The organism is Marivita sp. (genome assembly GCF_965656765.1).
Classification (GTDB): domain Bacteria; phylum Pseudomonadota; class Alphaproteobacteria; order Rhodobacterales; family Rhodobacteraceae; genus Marivita.
Genome location: NZ_CBFHLV010000005.1, coordinates 25,276 through 47,160 on the forward strand (window position 1 = coordinate 25,276; position 21,885 = coordinate 47,160).

General features: G+C 57.1%; 19 protein-coding genes. 13 read left to right on the plus strand and 6 right to left on the minus strand.

Annotated elements, in window-relative coordinates; all coding sequences use genetic code 11:
• Positions 1 to 27: 27 nt before the first annotated feature.
• Positions 28 to 1,416 (minus strand): sensor histidine kinase RegB, encoded by a 1,389-nt coding sequence (gene regB / locus ACTG4M_RS02795; protein ID WP_439122114.1) that lies wholly within the window; start codon positions 1,414 to 1,416, stop codon positions 28 to 30.
• 117 nt (positions 1,417 to 1,533) lie between these two features.
• Between regB and ACTG4M_RS02800 the strand changes: the two genes are divergently transcribed.
• Both ACTG4M_RS02800 and ACTG4M_RS02805 read left to right on the plus strand, forming a co-directional pair.
• Entirely contained in the window at positions 1,534 to 2,160 is a 627-nt protein-coding gene (locus tag ACTG4M_RS02800; RefSeq protein WP_439122115.1) for an SCO family protein, read from the plus strand.
• Between the two features lie 79 nt (positions 2,161 to 2,239).
• Positions 2,240 to 2,794 (plus strand): ActR/PrrA/RegA family redox response regulator transcription factor, encoded by a 555-nt coding sequence (locus ACTG4M_RS02805; RefSeq protein WP_439122116.1) that lies wholly within the window; start codon positions 2,240 to 2,242, stop codon positions 2,792 to 2,794.
• 36 nt (positions 2,795 to 2,830) lie between these two features.
• Here the strand turns inward: ACTG4M_RS02805 and ACTG4M_RS02810 are convergent, their stop codons facing one another.
• Complete coding sequence (locus ACTG4M_RS02810) at positions 2,831 to 3,745, minus strand: LysR family transcriptional regulator (protein ID WP_439122117.1); 915 nt, start codon at positions 3,743 to 3,745, stop codon at positions 2,831 to 2,833.
• A 128-nt stretch (positions 3,746 to 3,873) separates the two neighbouring features.
• Between ACTG4M_RS02810 and chvE the strand changes: the two genes are divergently transcribed.
• The 7 genes from chvE (at position 3,874) to ACTG4M_RS02845 (ending at position 12,936) form a co-directional block, all read left to right on the plus strand.
• Positions 3,874 to 4,929: a multiple monosaccharide ABC transporter substrate-binding protein gene (chvE, locus tag ACTG4M_RS02815; RefSeq protein ID WP_439122118.1), complete on the plus strand. Its 1,056-nt coding sequence runs from the start codon at positions 3,874 to 3,876 to the stop codon at positions 4,927 to 4,929.
• 91 nt (positions 4,930 to 5,020) lie between these two features.
• A complete protein-coding gene (gene mmsA, locus ACTG4M_RS02820; RefSeq protein WP_439122119.1) occupies positions 5,021 to 6,541 on the plus strand; it encodes a multiple monosaccharide ABC transporter ATP-binding protein in 1,521 nt (506 codons plus the stop codon).
• An 11-nt stretch (positions 6,542 to 6,552) separates the two neighbouring features.
• A complete protein-coding gene (gene mmsB / locus ACTG4M_RS02825; protein WP_439122120.1) occupies positions 6,553 to 7,782 on the plus strand; it encodes a multiple monosaccharide ABC transporter permease in 1,230 nt (409 codons plus the stop codon).
• A 4-nt stretch (positions 7,783 to 7,786) separates the two neighbouring features.
• On the plus strand, positions 7,787 to 9,529 hold the full coding sequence (gene araD / locus ACTG4M_RS02830) for an L-arabinonate dehydratase (RefSeq protein ID WP_439122121.1): 1,743 nt from the start codon (positions 7,787 to 7,789) through the stop codon (positions 9,527 to 9,529).
• Positions 9,529 to 10,452 (plus strand): Gfo/Idh/MocA family protein, encoded by a 924-nt coding sequence (locus ACTG4M_RS02835; protein WP_439122122.1) that lies wholly within the window; start codon positions 9,529 to 9,531, stop codon positions 10,450 to 10,452. The genes araD and ACTG4M_RS02835 overlap by 1 nt, the downstream gene beginning before the upstream one ends.
• Before the next feature lie 34 nt (positions 10,453 to 10,486).
• Positions 10,487 to 11,404, plus strand: a complete 918-nt coding sequence (locus ACTG4M_RS02840) for a dihydrodipicolinate synthase family protein (RefSeq protein ID WP_439122123.1) — start codon at positions 10,487 to 10,489, stop codon at positions 11,402 to 11,404.
• 11 nt (positions 11,405 to 11,415) lie between these two features.
• Entirely contained in the window at positions 11,416 to 12,936 is a 1,521-nt protein-coding gene (locus ACTG4M_RS02845; protein ID WP_439122124.1) for an aldehyde dehydrogenase (NADP(+)), read from the plus strand.
• Positions 12,937 to 12,957: 21 nt separating this feature from the next.
• Here ACTG4M_RS02845 and tkt read toward each other — a convergent pair whose 3' ends face one another.
• Both tkt and ACTG4M_RS02855 read right to left on the minus strand, forming a co-directional pair.
• Positions 12,958 to 14,904 carry a transketolase gene (tkt, locus tag ACTG4M_RS02850; RefSeq protein WP_439122125.1) on the minus strand — a complete coding sequence of 649 codons (1,947 nt, stop codon included), beginning with the start codon at positions 14,902 to 14,904 and terminating at the stop codon, positions 12,958 to 12,960.
• 1 nt (position 14,905) lies between these two features.
• Positions 14,906 to 16,246, minus strand: coding sequence for an NAD(P)H-dependent oxidoreductase (locus tag ACTG4M_RS02855; protein WP_439122126.1), 1,341 nt, complete (start codon positions 16,244 to 16,246; stop codon positions 14,906 to 14,908).
• A gap of 187 nt (positions 16,247 to 16,433) precedes the next feature.
• On the opposite strand from ACTG4M_RS02855, the gene ACTG4M_RS02860 reads away from it, so the two are divergent.
• Genes ACTG4M_RS02860 through ACTG4M_RS02875 form a run of 4 tightly spaced genes read left to right on the plus strand, consistent with a single transcriptional unit; the run spans position 16,434 to position 20,000 of the window.
• Positions 16,434 to 17,285 (plus strand): transketolase, encoded by an 852-nt coding sequence (locus ACTG4M_RS02860; RefSeq protein WP_439122127.1) that lies wholly within the window; start codon positions 16,434 to 16,436, stop codon positions 17,283 to 17,285.
• Complete coding sequence (locus ACTG4M_RS02865; protein WP_439122128.1) at positions 17,282 to 18,325, plus strand: transketolase family protein; 1,044 nt, start codon at positions 17,282 to 17,284, stop codon at positions 18,323 to 18,325. The genes ACTG4M_RS02860 and ACTG4M_RS02865 overlap by 4 nt, the downstream gene beginning before the upstream one ends.
• A gap of 1 nt (position 18,326) precedes the next feature.
• Entirely contained in the window at positions 18,327 to 19,214 is an 888-nt protein-coding gene (locus ACTG4M_RS02870; RefSeq protein WP_439122129.1) for an NAD(P)-dependent oxidoreductase, read from the plus strand.
• Between the two features lie 33 nt (positions 19,215 to 19,247).
• Positions 19,248 to 20,000 carry an SDR family NAD(P)-dependent oxidoreductase gene (locus ACTG4M_RS02875; protein WP_439122130.1) on the plus strand — a complete coding sequence of 251 codons (753 nt, stop codon included), beginning with the start codon at positions 19,248 to 19,250 and terminating at the stop codon, positions 19,998 to 20,000.
• Between the two features lie 10 nt (positions 20,001 to 20,010).
• Here the strand turns inward: ACTG4M_RS02875 and ACTG4M_RS02880 are convergent, their stop codons facing one another.
• Together ACTG4M_RS02880 and ACTG4M_RS02885 are read right to left on the minus strand one after the other, a co-directional pair.
• A complete protein-coding gene (locus tag ACTG4M_RS02880; protein WP_439122131.1) occupies positions 20,011 to 20,988 on the minus strand; it encodes a LysR substrate-binding domain-containing protein in 978 nt (325 codons plus the stop codon).
• Between the two features lie 40 nt (positions 20,989 to 21,028).
• Complete coding sequence (locus tag ACTG4M_RS02885) at positions 21,029 to 21,874, minus strand: fumarylacetoacetate hydrolase family protein (protein ID WP_439122132.1); 846 nt, start codon at positions 21,872 to 21,874, stop codon at positions 21,029 to 21,031.
• Positions 21,875 to 21,885: the final 11 nt, after the last annotated feature.

The following is a 21,885-nucleotide window of genomic DNA, read 5'->3' on the forward strand; positions in this document are numbered from 1 at the left end:
GGATGGTTAACAGCCAGTTAAGATTGCTTAAATTTCGAAGGTTGGATTCTCACCGATGCCTTTGCCCTTTGGCAGGCTTGGCGCCACAATGGCATCGCTTGGCCAGATAACCTCAACAATTGCTCCGCGCCTATTTGATGATCCATTGGCGCGCCCGACACCATTGGCAAAGCTCAGCTCAGCTCCTGACCGTTGAAGGAGTGTTTTGGCGATGAATAGGCCCAAACCCATGCCTTCGTATTCGGGTCGCGCAGACCGATCACGTTCGGTGCGCCTGTTGCGAACAAACGGATCACCTATTCTGCCAAGCATGTTGGTGGGGTATCCCGGGCCATCGTCCAGAATACGAACGGATATCGTTTTTTCGGTCCATTGTGCTTCGATCCAGACTGTGGCGCGCGCGAAATCCACAGCGTTCTGAATCAGATTGCGCAGTCCGTGAATGACCTCGGGCCGGCGCAAGGTCATTGGCGGATCGAAATCATCTTCGGTTTCGCCGCGCGCTTCGATGAGTACGTCCTTGCCGCGATTCAAGTGTGGTTCGGCAGCTTCACGGATGACCTCAACCAAAGGGGCGGATCGGATGTGTAAGTCTTCCTTGCCGGCGCGTCCCATGGATTGAAGGATGTCCCGGCATCTGTCGGCTTGTTGCCGGATCAGGCGCGCGTCTTCTTGGAGATCTGGTTGATCTTCTAGATCCTCAATCAATTCGGCGCTGGTCAGTTTGATCGTCGCCAAAGGCGTGCCAAGCTCGTGCGCGGCCGCAGCTACGACACCGCCGAGGTTGTTCAGCATCTGTGTGCGGCTGAGAGCCATTTGCGTTGCGACCACCGCATCGCTCATCGAATTCATCTCTTCGGTGATCTGGCGGGCATAGAGTGAGAGGAACACAACCGCGATGGTGATCGCGGTCCATTGACCAAAGACGAAGACGTCTGCGATGCGCATTATGAAGCCTTGCTCGGTTCTGAGCGGCAGGTGAAAGAAGACCATCAGAGTGACAAGGATCACGGCGGTCGCTCCGATTATGATCGTGGATCTGAGCGTCATGATGGTCGCTGATACGATGACCGGGCCGAGGATAAGAATGGTAAACGGATTGTGCAGGCCACCAGTCAGGTAGATCAGGAAACACAGTTGCAGCAGGTCGAACAGCACCATCAGAAAGTTTTCGGCTTCGTTCAGGCGCTTGTTTTCCGGGAAGACGAAAATCGCGATCAGGTTTCCGACAATCGACACTCCGACAGCCAGATAACACAGCCCAAGCTCCAGTTGCAGGTTGTATAATCTTTGCGCCAATGTGATCGCAGCAAGTTGACCGACGATTGCGCACCAGCGAAGCCAGATCATTGTCCTTAGACGAATAAAGCTGCGCCTTTGCCTTTCTTGGAAAATCCCGAACTCGGATTGCGTCATCTGCGCCCTTTCGCCTCTTGCCACGGATTTGAAAATCCTTACCTCAGCTTTAGCAAAGCATAGGCAAGCCACCCCTGATGAGAAGGGCTTTGTTTATGCAAGGGCGAAGGAGATCACATGGTACGTTTGGCAGCGATTTCGGCGGGTGTGGCGATTGCGGCTTTGGTAGGTGGCATATGGTACGCAACTGCGCCCGGTGGCAGTGGTGGTGACAAATACGCATCTTGCCGCAACACACAGGTGGCTGGTGGGTCAGATACGATTGGTGGCCCTTTCACGCTGGTCAATTCGGCTGGTGAGACGGTTACTGACAAAGATGTGATCACAAAGCCGACGCTTATCTATTTCGGATACACGTTCTGCCCGGATGTCTGTCCGTTGGACACTGTGCGCAATGCCGAGGCGATAGACATTCTTAAAGAGCAGGGGCGCGATGTGACGCCAGTGTTCATTTCAATCGATCCCAAGCGAGACACTCCTGAAGTGGTTGGCGATTTTGCGGCCAATCTGCATGAAGACATGATCGGGCTGACAGGATCGGAAGAGCAGGTCAAAGCCGCCAGCCAAGCGTATCGCACCTATTTCCGAGCGCAGCCCGGAGATGACGAATATTATCTCGTTGACCATTCGACCTTTAGCTACCTGGTTATGCCTGAGGATGGCTTTGTCGAGTTTTTCCGACGCGAATTGTCGCCCGAGCAGGTTGCCGAGCGCACCTCCTGCTTTCTTGACGCGGCAAGTTAGTGGGTCATTTGTCCGTTGATGTTGGAAAATTCGCCGGTAATACTGGTGGATAACGCAAACGCGACGGGAGGGAACCACGGTGAGCGAGCGGACTTTGGACGATCTTGGCGATGATAAAAGCCTGCTACTTGTGGATGATGACGAGCCGTTTCTGCGTCGGCTTGCCAAGGCCATGGAAAAGCGGGGCTTCGAAGTCGAGACTGCACAATCCGTGACGGCCGGTTCCGCCATCGCGACAGCCCGCCCCCCAGCCTATGCAGTGGTTGATCTGCGGTTGGAGGATGGTAATGGCCTCGATGTGGTTGAAGTGATCCGCGAGAAACGCCCGGATAGTCGGGTTGTTGTTCTCACAGGCTATGGCGCGATTGCGACGGCGGTTGCTGCGGTCAAGATCGGGGCGACTGACTATTTGTCGAAACCTGCGGATGCAACAGACATCACAAATGCGCTTTTGGCCAAAGGCGACGATCTTCCGCCGCCGCCCGAGAACCCGATGAGCGCGGATCGCGTCCGTTGGGAGCATATTCAGCGGGTTTACGAACTTTGTGATCGCAACGTGTCAGAGACGGCGCGTCGGTTGAACATGCACCGTCGGACATTGCAGCGGATACTGGCCAAGCGTTCGCCTCGTTGATCTAGCGGGAAAGAGTTTACCCAAAGAGCGCTTGTCTCATAACAAGCGCAGCACTTCGTCCAACAGGTTTTGCGCCAAGGGCGAAAGCGGGTTGTGGCGATGGTGTAAAACCAAGAATGAAGAGACGGCGATGTCCTCTTTTATGTCGATGATCGACAATCCTGAATTTGTTCGCGTCAAAAGCTGTGCCACCTCGCGTGTTTGAGGGGCTATAGCATCTGTCCCCGCGATATAGCTTAGCGCGATCAGAAGCGACGAACTGTTAGTGACCTTGGATGGCGTCGGCAGCTTGTGCTCCAAAAACGATTTTTCGAGCGCGGTGCGGATCGGGGAACCTGGTTCCTGAATGACAAATTCGTAAGGCAACGTTTCTGATAAAGACACGTGCTGTCCGGCCAGAGGATGTGTGCTTCGAACCACCAACGAAATCTCTTCTTTACGGCCGGGATATGCATGAAACGAGCGTGTGTCGTTGTCTGATCCAAGCCGTGCCAATACGAAATCAAAGCGGCCTTCTTCCAAACCGCGGATCAACGCAACCGAAGGTGCGACTTCGATTGTGGGGTGAATTTCAGGCGCTTTCTGGCGCATCAGGGTCAAGGCCGGAACCAGCGCCCCAACGGCTGGCCCGGTGACAGCACCCACACGCACCGCACCCGCCAACCCGTGACGGAGTTGGTCCACCTCGTTGCCCAATGCGTCGACCTCGGCGAGGATAATACGGGCGCGACGGACAAAGGCCGCCCCTGCAGGAGTGGCCACCATTCCTCTGGGAAGGCGATCAAAGAGCGGCCCACCAGCATCAGCTTCGATATCCGACAGCATTCGGGACGCGGCAGGTTGGGACATTCCGACGGCATCGGCGGCCAGTTGAAGTTTGCCGCTGTCATTGATGGCGCGGATCAAACGGAGATGTGACGGTTTAAGGCGATTGGTCAGGACAGAGGTCATGTCGCACCATAACATTTTTATTATGGCGGTCGACTATATTTGCATTGGATTGGTATACTTTGCTCGGATACGGATCCTTGCACAAGACAGAGCCGCATTGAAGAGCGTCTGTCAGGGGAGGAAAAACTATGACACTTAAAACCGTACTGGTCACCACGGCGTTGGTGACCACGCTGGCAACATCTGCTTACGCAGAAGGCCTTGTCGGCATCGCCATGCCCACGAAATCGTCAGCCCGTTGGATTTCTGACGGTGAGTCGATGGTCGAACAGTTCGAAGCGGCTGGTTATGAAACGATCCTGCAATACGCTGAAGACGATATCCCTAACCAGTTGGCGCAGATCGAGAACATGATTACCAACGGCGTTGACGCGCTGGTGATTGCGGCGATCGACGGGACGACGCTGTCAAACGCGCTTGAGAACGCAAGCTTTGCCGGGATCGAGGTTATCGCATATGACCGTCTGATCCGCGACAGCGAGCACGTCAGCTACTACGCCACGTTCGACAACTTCAAAGTTGGTGTGCAGCAAGCGGAAACACTGGTGTCCGGTCTTGAAGAGCGTTTCCCAGATGCAGAGGCTTGGAACGTTGAATTGTTCGGCGGTTCGCCCGACGACAACAACGCTTACTTCTTTTATGATGGCGCGATGTCAGTGCTTCAGCCCATGATTGATAGCGGCAAGGTCAATATCGTTTCCGGCCAGATGGGCATGGACACGGTGGGCACGTTGCGCTGGGACGGTGCCGTTGCTCAGGCGCGGATGGATAACCTCTTGTCGGCGCATTACACGGACGCGCAGGTGCACGGCGTTCTGTCGCCCTATGATGGCCTGTCCATTGGTATCCTGTCCTCGCTCAAGGGTGTTGGCTATGGGTCCGGCGATACGGCCATGCCGATTGTGACGGGTCAGGATGCCGAAGTTCCATCCGTCAAATCCATGCTGGCGGGCGAACAGTATTCGACAATCTTTAAGGATACGCGCGAACTGGCTCGGGTGACTGTGGGTATGGTCGAAGCGTTGCTTGAGGGTGGTGAGCCCGAAATCAACGACACAAGCACCTATGACAACGGCGTGAAAGTTATTCCGTCTTACCTGCTTGAGCCGCTGAAGGTAACAGCGGACAACTGGGAAGAGCGTCTGATCGAGACTGGTTACTACACCATGGACCAGATCAAATAAGCGCATTGCGCTGACTGGATGGGCGGACTGGTGTGCACAAGAGGCAGGCCGGTCCGCCGCCAATTGAAATACAAATTCAAAGGCTGTCGCCATGCAGGAAACGCTGCTGGAAATGCGTTCCATCACCAAGACGTTTCCGGGCGTTAAGGCGCTCGATGATGTGTCTCTCAAGGTTCAAACCGGCGAGATTCACGCGATCTGTGGTGAGAATGGCGCAGGTAAATCGACGCTGATGAAAGTGTTGTCCGGTGTTTATCCGGCCGGCGACTATGAAGGCGAAATTCACTATGATGGCGGGCTGGCGCAGTTTCGGGATATTTCCGACAGCGAAGCAAGCGGCATCATTATCATTCACCAGGAATTGGCGCTGGTTCCTCTGCTTTCGATCGCCGAGAACCTGTTTCTGGGCAACGAAAACGCCAAAGGCGGTGTGATCGACTGGCGTGAGACCAACCAGCGCACCGAAACGCTATTGCGCAAGGTTGGACTGCGGGATGCTCCGACCACACTGGTTGAAAAGCTTGGTGTCGGGAAACAGCAGCTTGTCGAGATTGCCAAGGCATTGGCCAAAGACGTGCGTCTATTGATCCTTGATGAGCCGACATCGGCGCTTTCGGAAAGCGACAGTCAGGCGCTGCTGGACCTCATGCTCGAACTAAAGGCGCAGGGCATGACCCAGATCATCATCAGCCATAAGCTGAATGAAGTGCGCCGCATCGCTGATACAGTTACGGTGATCCGTGACGGGCAATCTGTATCAAGCTTTGCCGCAAGCGAGGGTATCACAGAAGACCGCATCGTGCGCGACATGGTGGGCCGGTCGATGGAAAACCGTTATCCGCCACGCGCACCCAAGATCGGTGACCGCATCATGCGGGTGAGCGACTGGTCAGTGGCCCATCCGGAACATGCTGATCGGCAGGTAATTCGCAACGTTGGGTTCGACGTGCGCGCCGGCGAAGTCGTTGGCATCGCCGGGCTTATGGGCGCTGGGCGTACCGAGTTGGCGATGTCGATCTTTGGGCAAAGCTGGGGACAGAACATCACCGGCACCGTCGAAATGCATGGCAAGCCCGTAGATGTTTCAACGGTAGGCCAAGCGATTGGCGCTGGGCTTGCGTATGTCACCGAAGACCGTAAGAGCCTTGGCCTGATCCTTGACGATACCATCACGCGCAACATCACATTGGCCAACCTAAACGAAGTGGCGCGCGGATCAGTACTGAACGATCACGCTGAAACAGAGGTTGCCGAGAAGTATCGCAAGGATCTGGGCATCCGGACGCCGGGTGTGTTTCAGAAGGTGGTAAATCTGTCGGGCGGAAACCAGCAGAAAGTTGTTCTGTCGAAATGGCTCTTTGTAGGGCCAGAGGTTCTGATCCTCGATGAGCCAACACGCGGCATTGACGTGGGCGCGAAATACGAAATTTACGGCTTGATCAACGACTTGGCCTCCGCCGGGAAAGGCGTGGTTATGATCTCGTCCGAGATGCCAGAACTTCTGGGCATGTGTGACCGGGTCTACGTGATGAACGAAGGCGCTTTTGTAGGCGAAATGCCCGCATCTGAGGCCAGTCAGGAGCGCATCATGTCGCTCATCGTGAACGAATAAAGGGGGCAGGCATGTCTGTGGTGGAAAACACTTCCCAAAACGCGGGCTCGACCAGCCGAATCGGGAATTACCTCAAGGCGCATTTGCGCGAATACGGTCTGCTGTTCGCACTGATTGCCATTATGGGCTTCTTTCAGATTGTCACGGGCGGCACACTTCTCAAGCCGATCAACCTGACCAACCTTCTGTTGCAGAACAGCTATATCGTCATCATGGCGCTAGGGATGCTGGTGGTCATTGTGGCGGGCCATATCGATTTGTCAGTTGGGTCGGTCATGGGCTTTGTTGGTGCATTGGCCGCGGTCATGATCGTCAACTACGAGATGTCCATCGCTTTGACGATGGTGACCTGTATTGTTGTTGGCGCGATCATTGGCGGGGCGCAGGGATACTGGATTGCCTATTGGAAAATCCCCTCGTTCATTGTGACATTGGCCGGGATGCTTGTGTTTCGCGGTTTGTCGCTTTGGTTGCTTGAAGGCCAATCTGTCGGCCCATTTCCGCGCGAATTTCAGGTTATTGCGACGGGGTTCGTGCCCGATATTCTGCCGGGTGGCGAAGCGTTCAAGGGCTTATTCGGTGTGCGTAATTTCAACATGCTGGCCTTTGCCACGGGTATCGTTGCTGCCAGCTGGGTTGTTTGGTCGGGACTGCGCCAACGTGCGCGGAACAAGGCCTACGGGATAGAAGATGAACCCCGCGCATTCTTTGTCGCGCGTATTGCTATCATCGCAATCGCGCTGATCTTTATCCTCTACAAGCTGGCAACATTCAGAGGCTTGCCGAACGTGCTGCTGACGATGGGCGTTTTGACTATCATCTATGCTTTCATCACTGAACGCACTGTTCTGGGCCGTCGCATCTATGCATTAGGCGGCAACGAAAAGGCGGCCAAGCTTTCGGGGATCAAAACCGAACGGCTGACTTTTTTGGCCTTCGTCAACATGGGCATTCTTGCTGCCATTGCTGGGCTGGTTTTTGCCGCACGTTTGAACACCGCCACGCCGAAGGCCGGGTTCGCGCTGGAGCTGGATGTTATTGCCGCCGTTTTTATCGGTGGTGCGTCCATGTCAGGTGGCGTTGGAAAGATTGTCGGTGCCGTCGTCGGTGCATTCCTGATGGGGGTTTTGAACAACGGTATGTCGATTATGGGGATCGGCATCGACTATCAGCAGATGATCAAAGGCCTCGTCTTGCTCGCCGCCGTGATCTTTGACGTCTACAACAAGAAAAAGGGCTAGGGGCATGACATTCAAACCTGCCGAATGGCCCCGCAAGCTGAGATCTGCCGAGTGGTATACCGGAAGCACCAAGGACGTGATCTACCATCGTGGTTGGATGAAGAATCAGGGCTATCCGGATGACCTGTTCGATGGGCGGCCCATCATCGGCATTCTGAACACCTGGTCGGACATGACGCCCTGCAATGGCCACCTGCGGGAATTGGCGGAAAAGGTCAAAGCGGGCATTTGGGAAGCTGGTGGTTTTCCAATGGAAGTGCCGGTTTTTTCGGCGTCTGAAAACACGTTCCGGCCCACGGCGATGATGTTCCGTAACCTTGCGGCGCTGAGCATTGAAGAACAGATCAGAGGCCAGCCTATGGATGGCTGTGTCCTGATGGTCGGGTGTGACAAGACCACGCCAAGCCTGCTTATGGCGGCGGCCTCGTGCGACTTGCCTTCGATTGTCGTGACAGGCGGGCCGATGCTGAACGGCTGGTTCCAAGGTGAACGCGTCGGCGCGGGCACCCATCTGTGGCGCTTTTCCGAAGCGGTGAAGGCCGGTGAGATGACGCAGGAAGAATTCCTGAACGCGGAATCAGCCGTGACCCGATCGTCGGGCACCTGCAACACGATGGGCACGGCGTCATCGATGGCCAGCATGTCCGAGGCGCTTGGCATGGCGTTGTCGGGTAATGCGGCGATCCCGGCCGTCGATAGCCGTCGCCGAGTCATGGCGCAACTTTCTGGTCGCCGGATCGTGCAGATGGTCAAGGACGATCTCAAACCCTCTGACATCCTGACGCGTGAGGCGTTCGAAAACGCGATCCGCTGTAATGGCGCTGTTGGGGGATCGACCAATACGGTGGTACATATGCTGGCCATCGCGGGCCGTGTCGGCGTGGATATCACGCTTGACGACTGGGACCGCTGTGGGCGCGATATCTCGACAATCCTGAACCTTCAGCCTTCGGGCGAATACCTGATGGAAGAGTTCTTCTATGCGGGCGGTTTACCTGTTGTCCTGAAGCGTTTGGCTGAAGCCGGGAAGCTGCACAAAGACGCTCTTACCGTGTCGGGTCTGACCCTGTGGGATGAAGTCAAAGATGCCGTGAACTGGAACGAGGACGTGATCCGCCCGGTTGATAACCCCCTGACGGACAAGGGTGGCATCGCGGTTCTCAAGGGTAATCTTGCACCCAAGGGCGCGATCCTGAAACCCTCTGCCGCCACGCCCGCGCTGATGCAGCATCGGGGCCGCGCCGTCGTGTTTGAGGATATCGACGACTACAAGGCCAAGATCAACGATGAAGCGCTGGACATAGACGAGACCTGCATCATGGTGCTTAAGAATTGTGGTCCCAAGGGCTATCCCGGGATGGCCGAGGTCGGCAATATGGGTCTCCCGCCCAAGGTGCTCAAGAAGGGCATCAAGGACATGATCCGCATTTCCGACGCGCGCATGTCGGGCACCGCCTATGGCACAGTGATCCTGCACACATCGCCCGAGGCGGCGGCTGGTGGGCCGCTTGCCGTGGTTCAGACTGGCGACATGATCGAAGTGGATGTCGCGGGGCGGCGCTTGCATCTGGATGTTTCGGAGACCGAACTTGCGGAGCGCCTCGCTGCATGGACGCCCCGGCATGAGCGGGCAGACAGTGGCTATGCTTGGTTGCATCAGCAACACGTCGAAGGTGCAGATACTGGGGCGGATCTGGATTTCCTCAAGGGATGCCGGGGCGCGCCCGTTGGAAAGGACAGTCACTGATGAAAATTGCACTTGTCGGGATTGGAAAAATCGCGGTGGACCAGCATGTGCCGGCGATTTCTGGCAGTGCCGACTGGGAGCTGGCTGCAACAGTTAGCCGTCATGGCACGGTCGATGGTGTTGAGGCCTTTGCCGACATGGCTGAAATGCTAGAGGCGCGGTCCGACATTCGCGTTGTGTCTTTGTGCCTGCCTCCGGTGCCAAGGTTCGAGTATGCGATGCAGGCCCTAAAGGCTGGGCGGCAGGTGATGTTGGAAAAACCACCGGGCGCGACGATTGCAGAATGCCATGCGCTTGAGGCTGCTGCGCGCGACGCGGGTCTGTCGATCTATGCGACATGGCATTCGCGGCATGCCGACATGGTTGCCGCAGCAAAGGCCTGGCTGGCGGACAAAGAGCTGCTGTCGCTGACCGTAACCTGGAAAGAAGATGTGCGCCGCTGGCATCCCGGGCAAGCCTGGATCTGGGAGCCGGGCGGGCTGGGTGTGTTTGATCCGGGAATCAACGCGCTGTCCATCGTGACCGAAATTCTGCCCGACGACATTCACGTGACCAAGGCCGAATTGGATATTCCAACGAACTGCCAGACGCCGATTGGCGCGCATATCGCGTTCCACCACCCTAAAGGTGCCCAGGTCAGTGCCGTGTTCGACTGGCGACAGGAGGGCGACCAGACTTGGGAGATTGAAGCCGTGACGGAAGTCGGAACGCTTAAACTCAGTGATGGCGGTGCGGTGATGGAAGTTGACGGCATGCGAACCGGCGATGCCGCACCCTTGGGTGGTGAATATCCCCGGCTTTATGACCGCATGGCACAGCTGGTCCGCAAGGGTGAGATTGACATGGATCTGCGCCCGATGACGCTGGCCACCGATGCGCTGGCGCTTGGCCGCCGCAACCCGACTGACCCATTTTTCGACTAGGGCGCAGGTTACCCACAATATCAAAGGACATTCCATGAAGCACCCGCTGACAGGCATTTTGCCCGTGGCCCCAACCCCGTTCCATGAGGACGGCTCAATCGATACAGACGGCATGACGCGTGTGTTGGATTGTATGATTGACCAAGGTTCAGATGCGATCTGTATCCTTGCAAACTATTCAGAACAGTTCGTGCTGTCGGATGCGGAACGCGCTACGTTGACCAAGGTGTCGCTGGAACACGTCGCAGGCCGGGTGCCGGTCATCGTGACCGTGAGCCATTTCAGCACACAGGTCGTTATCAACCGTGCCCGCGAGGCGGAGGCGATGGGCGCATCCATGCTGATGATGATGCCGCCATATCATGGCGTTGGCCTTGTGCCTGCCGAAGCGGGAATCTTTGAGCATTTTGCGGCTGTCTCGGACGCCATTTCGATCCCGATCATGGTGCAAGATGCTCCGTTGTCTGGTGTTTCCATGCCAGTTCCGCTGCTGGCGCGGATGGCGAAAGAAATCGAAAATGTGAGCTACTTCAAAATGGAAACGCCCTTTGCCGCAGATAAGCTTGCGGCGCTGATTAACGCGGGTGGCGACCATATCGTCGGGCCGTTCGACGGAGAAGAAGCGGTGACCCTGCTGGCTGATCTCGACGCGGGGTGTACCGGGACGATGACGTCCGGTTTGCAACCTGAACTGATAAAGCCAATTGTGACCAATTACCTTGCTGGGGATATCGACACAGCACTGGCGCATTGGCGCGACTGTTTACCGTTGATCAACCACGAAAACCGGCAATGCGGCTTGCGGGCTACAAAGGTCGTTATGAAAGAAGGGGGTGTGATCGGATCAGATCATGTGCGACACCCCCTCAAACCAATGTCACAGCGCACGCGGTCGCGGTTGCTGCAATTGGCAGCCGAGCGCGATGTGATTGCGCTGCGTTGGGGAAAATAAGGGAGAATTCAATGGTTTATGAACCACATGGCAAACACCTGATCGCCGGCGATTGGGTGTCCGGCCAAACCACATTCACGTCGCAACCAGTGACAGGCGAAGGTCAGACCTTTTCCGAAGGTGGTGCCGATGAGGTCAATCGTGCAGTGCGCGCTGCCGAAGAAGCATTTGCCACATACGGGTGGACAAGCCGCGAAGAACGCGCTGCGTTTTTGGATGCGATTGCCGAAGAGATCGACGCGCGTGGTGACGACATTACACGACTGGGCTGCACCGAAACCGGTCTTCCCGAAGCGCGGCTTCAAGGCGAACGCGGGCGTACCACTGGCCAATTGCGGATGTTTGCGGACCATATTCGGAATGGTGCGTATCTGGACCGCCGCCATGATGCGGCCCTGCCGGACCGCCAGCCTTTGCCCCGGCCTGATATGAAGATGGTGCAACGGCCGATTGGACCGGTCGCCGTGTTCGGCGCTTCCAACTTCCCGCTCGCGTTTTCGACTGCTGGTGGCGATACCGCCTCGGCGCTGGCGGCGGGCTGCCCGGTTGTCGTCAAGGGCCATCCGGCCCATCCGGCTACCGGTGAGATCGTCGCCGATGCCATCGCAGCAGCAATTGTGCGATGCGGTATGCCGGCTGGCACGTTTTCCCTGATCCAGGGCACCAGCCACGAATTGGGCGGCGCGCTTGTTCAGCATCCCCTGATCAATGCAGTTGGGTTCACTGGGTCTTTGGGCGCCGGGCGCGCGCTGTTCGATCTCTGCGCGGCACGGCCCGTTCCGATCCCGTTCTTTGGCGAACTTGGGTCGGTCAATCCGGTCTTCGTTATGCCCAATGCGCTTGCTGCACGCGGGTCCGATCTAGGCGCGGCCTGGGCTGGATCTCTGACGATGGGGGTTGGTCAGTTCTGCACCAATCCAGGGATCGTCGTTGCACCCGAGGGACCAGAGTTCGATGCGTTCGCGAAGGCCGCAACCGATGCGTTGGAGGCTGCCGGAGAGTCTGTGATGCTGACCGACGGGATCGCGAACGCCTTCCGACGCGGTGTGGCTGAGGTCGGTTCCGCGAGCGGTGTTCAGGAGCTTCTGAAATCGACCTGCGACCGCCGCAATGCGGCCCCTGCGATTTATAAAGTTGATGCTGATACATGGCTTAAAAATGAAGATTTGGCCGAAGAAGTGTTCGGCCCGTTGGGTATCCTCGTGACTGCCAGCGGACCTGAACAAATGCTAGAGGTGGCGCGCAGTCTGCAAGGCCAGCTGACTGCAACTCTGCAGATGGACGACGCGGATACCGACATCGCACACCCATTTGTTCCCGTGCTTGAGCGCAAGGCCGGGCGCGTGCTGGTCAACGGTTTTCCCACTGGCGTTGAGGTGGCCGATGCAATGGTACATGGCGGACCGTATCCGGCATCGACGAACTTTGGCGCAACGTCTGTTGGCACGCTGGCGATCCGCCGGTTCCTGCGTCCGGTTTGCTACCAGAACATGCCGGATGCGCTATTGCCGGTTGATCTGAACGGCATGTGATCAAGCGTTGTGGCAGGGCGGTTATCGCCCTGTCAGCTCTTTTGCGGCCACGATGATCTTGTTGTCGTTGATCCCGAAATGATCGTAGAGTACAGGCGCTTTGGCTGACGCGCCGAAGCTTGTCATTCCGATGAATCGGTCGGTTGGCCGCAGCCATCGTTCCCACCCAAATTTCAGCGCCGCCTCGATTGCGATGCGCGGGGCATCCCCCAGAACCTGCGCCTGATAGGCGGGGGGCTGATCTTCGAACAGGTCCCAGCAGGGCATAGAGACGACTGTGGTGCGGATGCCGAGGGGCTCCAAAATATCGCGGGCCTTTACAGCCAAACCAACCTCGGTGCCTGTGGCGATCAAGGTAAGGTCGCGATCCCCGTCTTTCCCAGCAAGAATGTAGGCGCCCAACCGTGTCAGGTTTTCCGATGTGTCGCTGCGCACTTGATCAGCGTCCTGTCGGGACAGGGCAAACATTGAAGGGCCATCTGAGGTTTCCAGCGCGACCTCCCACGCCTCTGCCGTTTCCACCGCGTCCGCCGGTCGGAACACCCGCATGTTCGGCATCGCGCGGTAGCTTGCCAGGGTTTCAACCGGTTGATGGGTCGGTCCGTTGCTGCCGACACCAATGGAATCATGACTGAAGACGTAAATCGCGGGCAGACTCATCAGCGCGGCCATGCGCATCGCGGGGCGTTCGTAATCGGCAAAGGCCAGGTACGTCACGTTGATCGGTCGCAATCCGCCATGTGCGGCGATGCCACTGACCATCGCGCCCATCAAGTGTTCGCGTACGCCGCAATGCACATAAGTCCCGGCGCGGTTTGTCAGGTTAAAGGAATCGCGACTGCGTTTGTGATTGGTCGGAGCTTCGAGATCGGCGCAGAGCACGATGAGTTCAGGCAGTACCTCTGTCAATATATCGCACGCATCCCCTGATGATAGGATCGTGGCACGCGCATCGTTGCGCGATCCGGGAAGGTTGTCCGCCCAATTAGCTGGCAAGGCGCCAGTCATCCAACGGTTGAACTCGTCTTGGTCGGGATGTGTTGCCAGCGTTTTGGACCATTCTGTCTGGGCCTGTGCACCTCGGTCCATCGCTTTGTGCCAGTCGTCGTAAATGTCTTTCGGTATATGAAAGGCCGGATGCGGCCAGCTGCGCGCGATACGGGCCTCGTCTGCATCCTGTGGTGTGAGCGGGGCGGAATGGCCGCCGCGCTTGCCTTGCAGGCGCGGAATGCCCCGCGCGATAGTCGTGCGACATGCGATGAGCGACGGGCGCGGATCGGATTTGGCCTCGATGAATGCGGCGTCCACCGCATCGATGTCGTGTCCATCAACCGACACCACATGCCAGTTTGCTGCGCAAAACCGGGCTGGCACGTCTTCTGAAATCGACAACGCGGTGTCGCCGTCATCGGTGATCTGGTTGTCATCCCACAGAAAGGTCAGACGTCCCAATTGAAGATGCCCGGCGAGAGAGATTGCCTCTTGCCCCATACCTTCTTGAAGGCATCCATCACCGACAAAAGCCCAGGTGCGGTGATCCACCAAATCACGGCCAAATCGGGCTGCGAGCCTTTCTTCGGCCACGGCCATGCCGACCGCGCAGGCGATACCCTGGCCAAGAAGGCCGCTGGTGATCTCGATACCTGCATTCTGTTCAATCTCGGGGTGGCCTGCACAGACCGAATGCAGCGTGCGAAACGACTTCAGCGCATCCAGCGTCATCTTGTCATAGCCCGAAAGGTGCAAAAGCGCGTAGAGCAACATGGAACCATGCCCGTTCGACAGAACAACGCGGTCGCGGTCGGGCCAAAGCGGGTCTTTCGGTGCAGCCTTAAGGTGGTTTGCATAGAGCGTCGCGGCAATCTCAGCCATGCCAAGTGGCACACCTTGATGCCCCTCGCCCGCGGTTCGGATTGCATCGATCGCAAGAAAGCGGATAGCGTCTGCCATGTTCTGAATGGCCGTCATGTTAGCTTTCCAGCAGTTGGTTTTGCTCAGTTCGCAGCGCATGGATGTCAAGGTCGTCGACCACCTCTATATCATCCAGCGTTACGATCTGGTCACGCTCAATGCTGCGCTTGAGTTTGACGTGATGGGCCAGGCCTATGGGAAGCGCGCCAAGGCTGACTGCCTGTTTCGCCGGAATAGCCTTGGCCCAGACCTTGAACCCGCCTTCGCCGTCCAGCATGTTACCGGCAGCGAAATCACCCTTCGCTGTGGCAACCGCATCTGCGCGATATCGTTTCGAAATGCCGGTCGGTTCACGGCGCAGGGTGGCGGATAGGACCGAGACAGCGGTTTCCAGCCCGATCAGGTGAAACGGTCGCCACATGCTTCCATACCAGCCGGATGCGTCGGTCATCAGCCCGTATTGGTTAAAGCATTGGCGCGTGTATTCGTTTGGCGCGCGGAAGGTGACGAACATGCCATATTGAATGTTGTTCAGAACCACGCGCCCATCTGGCTCGCGGCTGGCTGCAATGTCGACAATGCCGGTTTTTTCCAAACGCCCGCCCTCGCTGACAGGTTTGAACACCTCGGCCAAGTCTTGCAGCCCGGCAGGCGGAAACGCCAATCCGTCACTTGGGCAGTCCATCCCGGTCGCGTTGGCGACGGCGGCCATTTCGATGGCAGCTTTGGTGCCATCCGTAAAGGAGTTGTACATCTTTGGGTTAAAGTCGCCTGATTTGACCTGTTCGTCAGTGAAGTCGAAATAGTCCCAGACGGTGTCAGGCGTTGAATAGCGGTAGCCGGGGCAAAAGTTCATGCCTTTTCCAGCGGCGACCAATTCGAACCCGCAGGAGTGCACCCAATCTACCAATTCACAAATTGCGGCAGGCTGATCGCCATAGGCCATTGAATAGACAACCCCTGCCTTGCGCGCTCGTTCGGCCAGAGCCGGGCCGCACATCACGTCGGCTTCGACATTGACCATGACCACATGTTTGCCTGCGTCGATGGCAGACAAAGCGTGCCGCACGCCTGCGATGGGATGGCCCGTCGCTTCTATGATGACCTCGATTTCAGAGCAGGCAAAAAGACTTGATGCATCGTCGGTAACGTGAGTGGCACCTGATGTGATCGCGTCGGTCAGGGATGACGCCGAATACTGGTTTTTCTCCCAATACACGCGCGCCAGTGACGTCTGTGCCTTGGTGACATCCAGATCCGCGATCCCGACGATGTGGTACCCATCGATGTGTTGCGCCTGAGACAGGATCATCGATCCAAATTTACCCGCACCGATCAGGCCGATCCGGACGGGTTTGCCTTGTGCTGTGCGCGCAGCGAGTAGAGCGGACAAATTCATGGATTTACCTCTATGGATAGTGCGGTTTGCATCAAGATACCGGGGCTGTGGGTGTAATAACCATCATAAATTCGAATGAAATCATTAAGCTGTGCTAAACGGTGATTAATGATTTCCGGCTTGTTGGACAGCCTGCGTTAAAGCGATTTTCGTTCAAAGCAACGCGCAACGAGGGAGGAGACCCGGTTTGCCCAATCGCAGCGAAATACATGGATCGAATGTAAGCCTTGCGGCACGTGCATGGGCGATCCGACGCTATGCTCTGCGCATGGCCGAGGTGCAGGGCCAGGGCTATATTGGTCAAGCACTGGGTGTGGCCGATGTGTTGGCGATTTCGTATTTTCACGCGATGGATTACCGCGCTGATGATCCGGAATGGGAGGGGCGCGACAGGTTTTACCTGTCTATTGGCCACTATGCGATTGCGCTTTACGCGGCGCTTCTCGAGGCTGGTATCCTGCCCGAGAACGAGATTGAAACCTACGGCATGGACGACAGCAGGATGCCGATGTCCGGCATGGCATCTTATACGCCGGGCATGGAGATCACTGGCGGGTCGCTCGGTCAGGGCCTGGGAATCGCGGTGGGGGCTGCACTCGGCCTGAAGCGCAAGGCGTCTGGTGCGTTTGTGTATAACATGTTGTCCGACGGCGAGCTGGGCGAGGGATCAACCTGGGAAGCGGTGATGTCAGCCGTCCAATGGAAGCTCGATAATCTGATCGCGGTTGTCGACTTCAACAATCAGCAGGCGGATGGACCGTCACTTGATGCGTTGGCAACGCCCAAGGAAGCGCCGAAATGGGCTGCCTTTGGGTGGTATGCGCAAGAGGTGAATGGCAATGACCTGGATGCGCTTGCGCAAGCCTTTGACAATGCCCGCAATCATCCCGACCCACGGCCGCGCGTGATCATTTGCCATACCAAAATGTGTAAGGGCATCCCGTTTCTAGAAACCCGGGAAAGCACGCACTTTATCCGCGTTGAGGCTGACGAATGGACCAAAGCGATTGCGCTTCTGGACGAGGACAAACCGCTATGAGTATTCCCGCATCCTCGCGCCGGAAATCGAAATACGCACCACGTACACCAGCAAGCGGTGACCGGGTCGCCACCAGTGCGATGATCGCGTCTTTGGATGCCGAAGGCCGTGACACAATCGCGGCGCCGTTTGGCCATGCGCTGGTCGATCTAGGAAGAACGCGCGACGATATTGTCGGCCTATCGGCTGACCTTTCGAAATACACCGACTTGCACATCTTTGCCGAAGCCTATCCAGATCGGTTCTATCAAATGGGCATGGCCGAGGCGTTGCTGATGTCCGCCGCTGCCGGCCTGGCACGCGAAGGGTTTGTTCCTTTCGCGACGACTTACGCGGTGTTTGCATCTCGACGCGCCTATGACTTTGTCGCGATGGCGATCGCCGAGGAAAATCTACCGGTCAAGATTTGCTGCGCCCTGCCCGGATTGTCCACGGGGTACGGCCCTAGTCATCAGGCGACCGAGGATCTTGCCATTATGCGGGGTTTGCCGAACCTCACGGTGTTGGACCCTTGCGACGCGGTTGACATAGACCAAGCAACGCGCGCGATCGCAGAGTCACCCGGTCCGGTCTACATGCGCCTTTTGCGGGGCAAGGTGCCGAATGTGTTGGGCGAATATGGGTACCAGTTTGAACTTGGCAAAGCGAAGATGATTCACGACGGGACGGATGTTTTGATTATCTCGTCTGGCTTCATGACCATGCGTACGCTTGATGCGGCCAAAGCACTGGCTGCTGATGGGGTCTCGTGTGCGGTGCTGCATTCGCCAACAATCAAACCGCTGGATGTAGAGACGATCTGTGCCGAAGCTGGAAAAGGTGGGCGGCTTGTTGTGACGGCCGAGAACCATTCGATTACTGGAGGCCTGGGTGAAGCTGTTGCAGGCGCGCTGATGCGGGCGCAGGTGCATGTGCCGTTCCGCCAGATCGCTTTGCCGGACGAATTCCTCGACGCTGGCGCGCTTCCTACGTTGCACGATCAGTACGGGATCACCGTCGATAGGATAACTGCACAGATCAAAGAATGGTTGGGGGACTGAGATGGCAGACACCGCAATCATCGGGCTTGGCGCAATGGGTCAGGGCATGGCGCGCAAGATCATCCAGGCGGGCATTCCTCTTAACGGTTTCGACCTGTCTATCGACGCCCGCGAACGGTTTGAGACAAGCGGGGGCGAAAGTGCCGAAAGCGCTGTTGTGGCAGCCGAAGGCTGTGACCTGCTTCTGGTGATGGTGGCGACTGCGGCGCAGGCTGAGACGGCGCTCTTTGATGGCGTCACCGATGCACTGGCGCCGGGTGCCGTGGTCATCCTGTCTTCGACTGTGGCGCCGTCAGAAGCGCGGACTATTGCCGCACGATTGAATGACGCCGGGCATTTGATGCTGGATGCGCCCGTGTCGGGCGGTCAGGTTGGCGCGGACAGCGGCACGCTTACCATCATGGCGTCTGGGCCAGAGTCGGCGTTCGATAGGGCAGAGGGTGTTTTGGCTGCAGTGTCTAAAAAGGTTCACCGCTTGGGTGATGAACCAGGCATGGGGGCCACCTATAAGGTGGTGCATCAACTGGCCGCGGGGGTGCATTTGGTGGCGGCCGCCGAGCTGATGGCCTTTGGCGCCAAGGCGGGGTGTGATCCGCAGAGGTTGCTGGACATCGTATCTAGTTCTGCCGGGCAAAGTTGGATGATGGACGACCGTGCGCCGCGTATGATGCAGACCGATCCCGTGGCGACCTCGACAGTGGATATCTTCATCAAAGATTTGGGCCTCGTCGTTCAATCCGCACGTGACAGTGGCGCGCCGGTTCCACTGGCTGCCGCGGCGTATCAGATGATGGTGGGCGCCGGTGGTATGGGTTTGGGTCGTGAAGACGACAGTGCCGTCATCCGCGCTTACGAGGCACTAACCGGCTGCAAGATTACGGAGCGCTGACGCTGGGCAACGCCCTCTTATGGGAAAGAAAATATGAAACTTCTGGACGGACAAATCGCTATCATCACGGGGGCGGCCAGTGCACGGGGGCTGGGCAAGGCCACAGCCCGTCTTTTCGCATCACATGGCGCAAGGATTGTGATACTTGATCTGGATGCGGCGCAAGCCGAGGATGCGGCGGCTGATATCGGTGACGGTAACCTGGGCCTTGCTTGTGATGTAACGCACAAGCCTGACTGCGATGCAGCCGCCACAACAGTGCTCGAGGCCTTTGGACAGATCGACATTTTGGTCAACAATGCTGGCATCACTCAGCCGCTCAAGATCATGGATATCACGCATGAAAACTATGATGCGGTGTTGGACGTTAATTTGCTTGGCACGCTGAATATGAGCCAAGCCGTGATCCCCCATATGCGGGACCGCAAGACGGGCAAGCTTATCAACATGTCTTCTGTATCCGCACAGCGTGGTGGTGGGATTTTTGGTGGGCCGCATTATTCCGCAGCAAAGGCTGGGATTCTGGGTTTGACCAAGGCAATGGCCCGCGAGCTTGCGCCTGATGGCATCCGGTCAAACGCGATCTGTCCCGGGTTTATCGCCACAGACATTACGGGGGGCAAACTGACGTCCGATATGATGGAGCAGATCCTTGGCGGCATCCCGATGGGTCGGGCAGGTGAAGCTTCGGACGTGGCAGGGTGTGCCTTGTTCTTGGCGTCAGACCTTTCGGCTTATGTCACAGGATCAGAGATTGATGTGAACGGGGGATCATTGATCCACTAGATTTTTTTGGTCACATACTGACCAGCTGCCCGCCATCAAGCTTCAGGTCGTGGACAGTCAAATCGTGGCTCACTAAAATCTCATCAATCTGGTCGGAATGAGCGCTGACCTCCTGGTCCAGCCATTCCAGGAACAACCTCACGGCGCGGCGGTTCAGATATCGTGCAGGACAGATGGCCCAGTAGGATGGAAATGTCAGAACTGGGATTGCAGGTAAGATCGGAACAAGCCGACCTTCGGCAACTTCTGGCAGGGCAAGGGCCAACGATTCTAGAACGATACCGGCCCCATCCAGCGCAAGCTGCAAAGCCATCGACGACCGATCCATGAGGATAGATTTTTGGTTGCCCTGTGTGACAATCCCGTTGTGATAGAGCCAGAAATCCCATTGGCACAACGCCCGCGCACTGTCGATCAAACGCGCCTGATCTAGCAGGGCGCCGGGATTGTCTGAGGGACTCAGTTCAGCCAGATAACCTGGACTGCACAATGGGAGGACGTGGTCGTGGACAACCGCCCGCGAATGCAGGCCCTGCCAATCCCCCGTGCCATAGCGAATATCGAGATCCATAACTTCGCGTTCGAAATCGGTTGGGTCCGGTGCTGCATCGACACGCAAATCCCAGTCTGGATGGCGCGCGACGAAATCGGCCAACCGGGGACCAAGCCACCGCACGCCGAAACTTGGGGTGACCCGAAGATTTAACCGATGCGTTTCGCGCGTTTTTCCCAAATGACGACCGGCATCGCGCAGTAAGCGCAAGGCCGTTGTCGAGGATTGGAACAGTTGTTCGCCTTCCAGTGTCAGACTCAGCGTGCGCCCGTCACGACGGAAAAGCTTGATGCCCAGCCGCTGTTCCAAAAGCTTGATCTGTTGGCTAACAGCAGAAGGCGAGACAGACAATTCTTCGGCGGCGCGGGTGATGGTCCCACGCCGCGCCACGGTTTCAAAATAAAGATATGCGTTCAGGTTGGTGGTCAAAGACATGAATTGGGGCGACGCTGCGCCAGAGAGGCGTTTTTTGCCTTCACTGAGCTGCGACAGCTTCTTGGCGCTGGCGACCCAAACCTTCGACTTCGACCTCCATCACATCGCCGGGCTTGAGGAAACGCTGCGGCTTCATTCCCATTCCAACACCTGATGGTGTGCCGGTCGCGATGATATCACCCGGCATGAGCTGCATGAACTGACTCATGCGGCTAATGATCTGGCGCACGTTGAAGATCATGTCACTTGTGTTGGAATCCTGTACCGTTTCGCCGTTCAAGTCGAGAGAGACACGCAAGGATTGAGGATCGGGGATTTCGTCGGCAGTCACGAGATATGGTCCAACCGGTCCGAAAGTGGGTGCGGACTTGCCCTTGATCCACTGCCCCTGACGTTCAATTTGGAATTCGCGTTCCGACACATCATTGATCGTGCAGTACGCTGCGACATGGTCAAGTGCGTCGTCCTCGCTCACGTAGAGGGTCGGTTTTCCGATCACTACGCCGAGTTCGACTTCCCAATCGCCTTTAACGGAAGAGCGCGGGATGATGACTGGATCAAATGGGCCGGATAGGGCCGAGCTGGCCTTGGAAAAGATGATCGGCTCCGCGGGTTCGGCCATGCCGCTTTCTTTGGCGTGGAGTGCATAGTTCAGACCGATGCAAAAGAAGTTCGGTACCGAGGCCAGAGCACAGCCAATGCGCCCGGGCTCATTGACGACCGGAAGGGCTGCCACATCCAAGCCGCGGATTCTTTCCAGGGCTTCCAGCGATACGCTTTCACCTGCAAAATCAGCGGCCTTTCCAGACAGGTCCCGTACGTTCCCGTCTTTGTCCAGAATGCCGGGTTTTTCCTGGCCCACGGGCCCGAATCGCAAAAGCTTCATCGCTGTTTTCC

Coding starts and splice junctions, on each gene's coding strand:
- ACTG4M_RS02870 (WP_439122129.1), top strand. CDS start 18,327: ATGGCAGACACCGCAATCATCGGGCTTGGCGCAATGGGTCAGGGCATG.
- ACTG4M_RS02835 (WP_439122122.1), top strand. CDS start 9,529: ATGAAAATTGCACTTGTCGGGATTGGAAAAATCGCGGTGGACCAGCAT.
- tkt (WP_439122125.1), bottom strand. CDS start 14,904: ATGACGGCCATTCAGAACATGGCAGACGCTATCCGCTTTCTTGCGATC.
- ACTG4M_RS02840 (WP_439122123.1), top strand. CDS start 10,487: ATGAAGCACCCGCTGACAGGCATTTTGCCCGTGGCCCCAACCCCGTTC.
- araD (WP_439122121.1), top strand. CDS start 7,787: ATGACATTCAAACCTGCCGAATGGCCCCGCAAGCTGAGATCTGCCGAG.
- ACTG4M_RS02855 (WP_439122126.1), bottom strand. CDS start 16,246: ATGAATTTGTCCGCTCTACTCGCTGCGCGCACAGCACAAGGCAAACCC.
- ACTG4M_RS02845 (WP_439122124.1), top strand. CDS start 11,416: ATGGTTTATGAACCACATGGCAAACACCTGATCGCCGGCGATTGGGTG.
- ACTG4M_RS02800 (WP_439122115.1), top strand. CDS start 1,534: ATGGTACGTTTGGCAGCGATTTCGGCGGGTGTGGCGATTGCGGCTTTG.
- mmsB (WP_439122120.1), top strand. CDS start 6,553: ATGTCTGTGGTGGAAAACACTTCCCAAAACGCGGGCTCGACCAGCCGA.
- ACTG4M_RS02810 (WP_439122117.1), bottom strand. CDS start 3,745: ATGACCTCTGTCCTGACCAATCGCCTTAAACCGTCACATCTCCGTTTG.
- chvE (WP_439122118.1), top strand. CDS start 3,874: ATGACACTTAAAACCGTACTGGTCACCACGGCGTTGGTGACCACGCTG.
- regB (WP_439122114.1), bottom strand. CDS start 1,416: ATGACGCAATCCGAGTTCGGGATTTTCCAAGAAAGGCAAAGGCGCAGC.
- ACTG4M_RS02875 (WP_439122130.1), top strand. CDS start 19,248: ATGAAACTTCTGGACGGACAAATCGCTATCATCACGGGGGCGGCCAGT.
- ACTG4M_RS02880 (WP_439122131.1), bottom strand. CDS start 20,988: ATGTCTTTGACCACCAACCTGAACGCATATCTTTATTTTGAAACCGTG.
- ACTG4M_RS02885 (WP_439122132.1), bottom strand. CDS start 21,874: ATGAAGCTTTTGCGATTCGGGCCCGTGGGCCAGGAAAAACCCGGCATT.
- mmsA (WP_439122119.1), top strand. CDS start 5,021: ATGCAGGAAACGCTGCTGGAAATGCGTTCCATCACCAAGACGTTTCCG.
- ACTG4M_RS02865 (WP_439122128.1), top strand. CDS start 17,282: ATGAGTATTCCCGCATCCTCGCGCCGGAAATCGAAATACGCACCACGT.